8 protein-coding genes are annotated in these 7324 nt (G+C 47.0%); 6 read left to right on the top strand and 2 right to left on the bottom strand.

Annotation, left to right across the window (positions count from 1 at the left end):
- Nucleotides 1-194: 194 nt before the first annotated feature.
- Nucleotides 195-320, bottom strand: coding sequence for a hypothetical protein (locus ACJMM9_RS17535; RefSeq protein ID WP_405329928.1), 126 nt, complete (start codon nt 318-320; stop codon nt 195-197).
- A gap of 97 nt (nt 321-417) precedes the next feature.
- A complete protein-coding gene (locus tag ACJMM9_RS17530) occupies nt 418-597 on the bottom strand; it encodes a hypothetical protein (protein WP_405329926.1) in 180 nt (59 codons plus the stop codon).
- Between the two features lie 241 nt (nt 598-838).
- Here ACJMM9_RS17530 and ACJMM9_RS17525 point away from each other — a divergent pair, with 241 nt between their 5' ends.
- From ACJMM9_RS17525 to argH, 6 genes are all read left to right on the top strand, one after another.
- Entirely contained in the window at nt 839-2428 is a 1590-nt protein-coding gene (locus ACJMM9_RS17525; RefSeq protein WP_405329923.1) for an AAA family ATPase, read from the top strand.
- Nucleotides 2429-2437: 9 nt separating this feature from the next.
- Entirely contained in the window at nt 2438-3322 is an 885-nt protein-coding gene (locus ACJMM9_RS17520) for a TIGR01212 family radical SAM protein (RefSeq protein ID WP_405329921.1), read from the top strand.
- A gap of 181 nt (nt 3323-3503) precedes the next feature.
- Nucleotides 3504-4019 carry an adenine phosphoribosyltransferase gene (locus ACJMM9_RS17515; protein ID WP_405329918.1) on the top strand — a complete coding sequence of 172 codons (516 nt, stop codon included), beginning with the start codon at nt 3504-3506 and terminating at the stop codon, nt 4017-4019.
- 170 nt (nt 4020-4189) lie between these two features.
- On the top strand, nt 4190-5194 hold the full coding sequence (locus tag ACJMM9_RS17510; protein ID WP_405329915.1) for a hypothetical protein: 1005 nt from the start codon (nt 4190-4192) through the stop codon (nt 5192-5194).
- A gap of 2 nt (nt 5195-5196) precedes the next feature.
- Nucleotides 5197-5637 (top strand): hypothetical protein, encoded by a 441-nt coding sequence (locus ACJMM9_RS17505; RefSeq protein WP_405329912.1) that lies wholly within the window; start codon nt 5197-5199, stop codon nt 5635-5637.
- A gap of 75 nt (nt 5638-5712) precedes the next feature.
- A complete protein-coding gene (gene argH, locus ACJMM9_RS17500) occupies nt 5713-7116 on the top strand; it encodes an argininosuccinate lyase (protein WP_405329909.1) in 1404 nt (467 codons plus the stop codon).
- Nucleotides 7117-7324 lie beyond the last annotated feature (208 nt).

Below are 7324 nucleotides of genomic sequence, written 5' to 3'. Positions count from 1 at the left end.
AACACGAGTGAGCGTCAGGTTGTCAGAATGGTACTGACCGAAGTACGTGTACTCGCCGATTCCCGGATATGTAACCTTTGTTTCGTGGGCGGGAGCGTAGGTCGATGGCATCGAACAAATTTGATTGACATATTCTTTTATCATAGAAAAATGAAAGCTCAATCACGGAACCCATGAGGGACAAGGATTGACCTTTATTCTTGGTTGAAGGATTCTTCTTCCTCAAAATATTTCACGATTTTCTTAATCGCAATCTTTCCTGCTTTAAAAGCGTCAGCCTCGTTTTTCCAAGAACCGAACTCGCGAACAATCTCGTCCATGTTCACTCGAAGCATATTTTTGAAACATGTCATTAGTCTGGTATAAGGTGGACTTTCCTACACCATTGCACCCGGCAAAGAGAATATACCGCTTCATTTAGAACCTGTTCTCTTCTACAGCCTTCCTTTGTTTTTGCTTAAGGACAAGATCAGTTGCCATACGGAAGAAATCAGCCTCATCCGAATCTTCAGCCGAAGCAATAAGGTCGTACGACTCATCAAAGTTTATTTTTTTGCACTGTGAGTACAACTGATGCAGAGCTTCTTTATTCGACATGAGCACTTCCTTTTTAGGAATAATATACTTTTTTTGAAGCAATAGTCGCATGCTTATCGGGGAATAATTATCTATTTTACAGCCATGCATTACAGGCTAGATTCGTAGCCTTTTTAATAGCGGGTACATGAACGGCCATATTCATTACCTTTTGGGAAATGAGCAATGGATATAGTAGCTTATGCTACCCTCTTATTAAACTCCTACATAGTCCAAAATTCAAATTTATTATATTGAGATTATGGCATTGAAAAGATTTCCCATTGGTGTGCAAGATTTCGCGGTTCTTCGCGAAGATAAAAAGTATTATGTAGATAAGACCGACCTGGTTTACAAAATGGTCAGTTCAGACAGGTACTACTTCTTGTCTCGCCCGCGACGATTCGGAAAGTCGCTTTTGGTCAGTACATTGCAATGCTATTTCGAGGGGCGTAAAGACCTTTTTACAGGACTCGCCATCGAAAAACTTGAAACCGAATGGAAAACATACCCAGTCATTCGGCTGGATATGAGTATTGTAAAATACTCTAGCAAAAATTCTCTTGCAGAGTCCCTAAATAAAATTCTTGAACCACAAGAAAGACGCTTCAACGTCAAATCGGAGCCGGACAACCATACATGGGGTGTTCGTATGGCGAGAATCATCGAAGCCGCTCACGAACAAAGTGGTAAAGAGGTCGTGGTTCTGATTGACGAATACGACGCCCCCATGCTTGATACTTTCGGCATGGAATCTTTTGATGACATTCGCATTCAAGTTCGCAGTCTTTACAGTCCGCTGAAGGCTCTAGGCGGCATTCTACGTTTCGTATTTCTCACAGGAATTTCCAAATTCAGCCAGCTCAGCATCTTTAGCGAACTGAATAACTTAAACGTCATTACGATGAACGACGAGTATGCAGCAATCTGCGGCATTACCAAGGAAGAGCTGTTGACCCAAATGCAACCCGAAATTCAAGCTCTAGCAGACAAGAACGGCTTGACCTATGAAGAGGCATGCAACGCGCTAACCCGTCAATACGATGGTTACCATTTTTCCGAAGAGTCTCCAGACATATTTAATCCATTCAGTCTGATAAGCTCATTAAATGAACAAAAATTAAAAAACTACTGGTTTGCAACAGGTACGCCCACAATTCTCACGAAACTCGTGAAAAAATATCAGATGGACGCCGAACAATTCGACAAAGGATTTGCCGTTGCCGCAGAAGTTTTTGATGCACCCACGGAAACGGCGCAAAATCCCATTCCAATGCTTTACCAAAGCGGATACCTGACAATCAAGAAGTTCCATCGTGGCAAATTTGCGCCCTATGTGCTCGCATTCCCGAACAACGAGGTTGCAGAGGGCTTTACAAAGAGCCTACTTGCGTACTACACCAAACAAGATACAGCTTACTCAACCGTAGTAAGTAGAGTCATTCAGGGAATGAATGACGGCGATGTTGATTCTGTACTCCAGGTTATCAAAGCGTACATGAGCGGTGTTCCATACGATGCCGAGGCCCAAAATGAATTGCACTATAAGACAATCGTCTATTGCGTATTCAGCCTAGCGACACCATACCTGACCCGTTGCGAAGAAAAATCAGCGGCAGGCCGTTGTGACGTAGTTGTCGAAACAGCCAACGCCGTTTATATGTTCGAATTCAAGCTTGACGGCAAAGGAACCGTCGACGAAGCATTGAAACAAATTGAAGACAAAGGCTACTTAATTCCTTATACAGCTAGCTTCACCGCCAATGGAGCGCCCAAGAAACTCAACAAAATTGGCGTAACAATTGATACAGAGAAACGCACCATTGGCGAGTGGAAGGTTGTGGAAGGGTAATTTATAATCATGCATTACAAACCTTATCGCGATTTACTTTTGGAACTCTTCCCCAACTACCTCAAGGTTAGGAAGCTCCCGCTCAACGGCGGCATGAGTTGCCCGAACCTCGACGGCACCAAGGGATTTTCAGGTTGCAGCTACTGCAACAACCGCAGCTTTAGCCCTGTTTTCGACGAGGCAAAGGTTTCGATTCAGGAACAGCTCGAAAAGTACGTTCCGAAGCTTCGCGACAAGTACCCGAATGCAGGCATCCTCGCCTACTTGCAGCCGTACACGAATACGCATGCGCCGCTAGAACATTTGCGAGAAATCATCGATCCGATTATCAAGCACAAGGAAATTGCAGGGCTTGCGATTGGTACGCGCCCGGATTGCCTCGAAGACGAGAAGATTGCATACCTTGCAGAGCTTAACCGCAAGAAACCGATTATCGTTGAAATCGGGCTCCAGACCGCAAATGATTTGACGCTCGCGGGCATCAATCGCAGACACACGCTTGCGGAATTTGAAGATGCCGTAAAGCGTTGCCAAGCTGCAGGGCTTACGGTCACAACGCATGTGATTGTCGGACTCCCTGGCGAAAAGATGGAAGACTTTAAGCACACGGCACAAGTTGTTCACGACTTGAAGCTTGCCGCAGTCAAGATTCACCCGTTGCACATTGTCGTGGGTACAGTCATGGCACAGGATTTTGCCAACGGCGAAGTCAAATTGCTTTCGTTCCAAGAATACTGCGAAGCAGTTGCCGAGATGATTAAAATTATCGGCAAGGATATTGCGATTGAACGCTTCAGCGGCGAAAGCCCAAGTGAACTCTTAATTGCGCCGAACTGGTGCGGAGAACGCGACAAGATTATCGCAACCGTCGAAAAGTTGTTGGATAGTCATTAGTCACTGCCGTCATGTTGAGTAGCGTAGCTACGAAACATCCAGTAATGTCTAGTATTGTGTACAAGATTTCAATGGATTCTTCGCTACGCTCAGAATGACAATGACGACTGAACATGAAATAACAGGATTCTTCGCGACTTCATCGTTCAGAATGTCGAAGACTTGAAAACGAGAGGGGAAAATGAAACGTATTGAAGATTACATCATTGCAGTTCCGGACTTTCCGAAGCCGGGAGTTTTGTTCCGTGACATCACGGGAATTTTGAGCGATCCCGATGGGCTGAAGCTCACGCTCGATACATTTTACAAGGCGCTTGAAAATGTCGATTTTGACGTTGTCGTAGGTCTCGAAGCTCGCGGATTCCTCTTTGGAGTTCCGATTGCAGAGCATTTCCACAAGCCGTTTGTCCCGGAGCGCAAGAAAGGCAAGCTCCCACGCGAGACCGTAGAAATCACTTACAATCTCGAATACGGGACCGCCTGTATGGAAGTCCATAAGGATGCGATAAAGCCAGGGCAACGCGTGGTCATTGTCGATGACTTGCTCGCCACCGGCGGCACTGCAAAAGCTGCGGCGCATCTTGTCGAGAAAATGGGCGGCAAGGTTGAATGCTTTGCATTTGTCATTGAACTTACAGACCTTAAAGGTCGCGAAGTCCTTGACGGCTACCGCGTGGAATCGCTGACAAAGTTTTAACCTTAAACAGTGAAAATTCGTTAAAAATCACCAAATTAAGCATTCTAGCACCATTTTCATTCCATTCGTCATAAAAAATTTACTTAAGGGGTCAAAACAGGTTTTCTTTTTACCTTATATTTAGTATTTTAGTCATCAAGAAGGACTTTTTTAACAAAAGGACATTCAAGATGAAACATATCAAAAAGCTTTTTGCCATAGCGCTTACATTCGCAGCGTCTATTTACGCCACAGAACGCGTCTACATGGCCCCCATTAGCGCCGTCGGTATCAACGAAAACATCGGCATCGCAGCAGAAAAGCTCATGAACGCCTACATTGACGAAAACAATCGTTATGTACTCATTAGCTATTCCGAAGAAGATTCTATCAAAGTCGGCGACCGTGAATCCATAAATCAGAAGGCTAAAGAAAAGAACTGTACCAAGTTCATCATGGCCGAATTTACACGTCTTGGCGAGAATGTCATTACATCATTCAAGCTCTACAACGTAAACAGCGAAGTTCCTGTTTGGAGCGACCGCCTCAAAGCCAACAATCCCGAAGATATCGACCCGATCGTCCAGCGCGTAGCCCGTAATATCGGCACCAGCCAAAAAGCGACTCGCGACAACGATATCTATACCGTCACTCAACAAGAAACAAAAACTCCTAAAAAGAAAGGCATCAACACATACGGCGGCGTCAAAGTTATCGGTACACTCCCACTCAACCCAGATCCAATGCTTGATGCAGGACTTGGTATTTTCCTGTTCTGCGACGCCAAAGATTACTTTTTCAACGCTGAAGCTTCTATAGTCAATATCGGCGATGCTTCCGACAGGCCCACGCTTGCAAATATCATGCTTTCCCTGATGTACCCGTTTGGAACTTCAAGCACATCTCCGTTCATCGGCGGCGGTCTCGCATTTGGCTATAGAGAGGGCGTTATCAAGGACAACATTAATGACGTAAAATCCGAAACGTCGGGCTTGTCATTAGAAGTTGGCGGTGGTGTTGTATTCAACAGAGCTAGCCGCGTTATGGCAATCGCGCAAGTCAATTACTTTGTCGACTTTTTCACAACGCCATTTTTCGAAGCTAAAAAAGATACAAAGGGCTATTCAGCCGCAATCAAAAAGAACCATTACATGAACGGATTCAAGTTTAGCCTTGGTCTTGCTCTCGGTGTATAAAAATGAAATCAAGGGTACTCTCATATTTGCTGATTGCATCTGCGTCATTAAGCTTGACGGGATGTTTTTGGGGACAAACCCATATTACGGCTAGTGAGTACTCTTCTAAGCCCTACGAAATCTATAAAGACGGCGAACACATTTGCACAATGCAATCCGATAACGACTGCACCATCTCTAAGCATGGGGCTTCAACATCAGCAGGAGTGCTCGAAGCTTACCAGGACGGCCAAAAGATCGGAACCATTAGGATAAAACGGCAAGTCACATTTTCCTCGCTGCTCTGGATTCCGCTCACCTACGGACTTTCGTACTGGCTATACAGAGCTTACCCAAGCAATGTCGAAATTCCTGTTTACCCATTATATAAAACCAACAACAACGGGAATGGAGGCAGTTCCTGGGATGATCCATTGCCCACAGAAAAGAGCGTCTGGGACTAACAAAATACTCTAAAAATTTTTATCTTTTGCCGAGAAATCATAGCCGATTTCCCGGCTTTTTATTTGAGGTTTACAATGGCTAAGAAGAAAGATACCCAGACTAACATGTGGACGGGCCGCTTTGCGAGTGGCATGGCTCAGAGCATGGTCGATTTAAGTTTCAGCTTGCAGTTTGATGCAGAACTCATCGAAGAAGATATCGAAGGGAGCATCGGTCACGGCAAGGGTCTCGTGGAATCGGGCGTTCTTTCTAAAGCTGACTACAAGAAGATTTGCGATGGCCTCAAAAGCATCCTCGACGACTACCACGCCGGCAAGAACCTTTGGTGCGATAGCGACGAAGACATCCACATGGCTGTGGAACGTGTGCTCACCGAACGCATCGGTGCACTCGGCAAGAAGATCCACACGGGCCGTAGCCGCAATGACCAGGTCTGCACGGACTTCAAGCTTTACATGCGTCACCGCGCCGCCGAAATCCGCCAGCTCGAAATTGAACTTATGGAAACGGTTTTGGACCTCTCCAAGAAGTACTTTGGTAAGATGATGCCAGGCTACACGCACTTGCAGCAGGCACAGCCGATTTACTTTAGCCATTACCTCATGAGCATGTTCTTTGCCGTGAGCCGTGACGTGAAGCGCCTCGACAACTTCTTGGAATTGCACAGCCAGCTCCCGCTCGGAAGTGGCGCCATGGCAGGTTCTGCATTCCCGTACCACCGCGCCCTCGTGGCCGAAGCCCTTGGCTTTAAGGACGTGAGCCCGAACAGCATTGACGCCGTAAGCCATCGCGACATGATGCTCGAATTCAACGCCGACCTCGCCATCATCGCGAACACGATGAGCCGTTACGCCGAAGACTTTGTGAACTGGAGTTCTAGCGAATTTGGCTACCTCACGTTGCACGATGCATTCTCCAGCGGTTCTTCGATGATGCCGCAGAAGAAGAATCCGGATTCCATGGAACTCATCCGTGGAAAGTCTGGCCGCATGCTCGGGAATTTCACAGCACTCTACACGCTTGCCAAGGGCGCTCCGCTCAGCTACAGCCGCGACTTGCAAGAAGACAAGGAACCGGTCTTTGACAGTGTGCACAACGTGAAGGTGATCCTCCGCGTGATGAAGGAAGCTTTGGAAACGGCTCGTTTCAACTTCGAAACGATGCATGCCAAGATGCTCCCGGCACTTCTCGCTACAGACCTTGCCGACTTGCTCGTGGAAGCTGGCGTTCCGTTCCGCGACGCCCACCACATCGTGGGAAGCCTCGTCGGCGATGCCGCACGCCAGGGTAAGCAGTTCACGGAACTTTCCGACGAGGCTTGGGCCGCCGCTGGCGTCCCCGACGTCGCCAAGATGAAGAAGACCTTGACGTTCGAATACAGCGTCAGCAAGCGCAACATTGAAGGCGGTACAGGTCCGAAGTCCGTAAAGCAGCAGTTCACAAAGGCTGCCGCCCTCCTCAAGAAGCTCAAGAAGTAAGAGCCTACGAAAATGGCGACCCCGGCACAGAGGCCGGGGTGACAGCTTAATGAGAAATGACTGGATTGGGTAAGCCCCAACTCCTTGGCTTGGTTCAAAATATACAAGCGTAATCAGAACTGTATGGATCCTCCTTGCGGAGGATGACTGTGGTCGCGACATTGACGCTTCGCGTCTTGCTAAACGGCTCAGCCATATTTGTGCAAGC

The sequence above is a fragment of the Fibrobacter sp. genome, assembly GCF_045112255.1.
Taxonomy (GTDB): Bacteria; Fibrobacterota; Fibrobacteria; order Fibrobacterales; family Fibrobacteraceae; genus Fibrobacter.
This window is presented reverse-complemented; position numbering and strand designations above follow the sequence as displayed.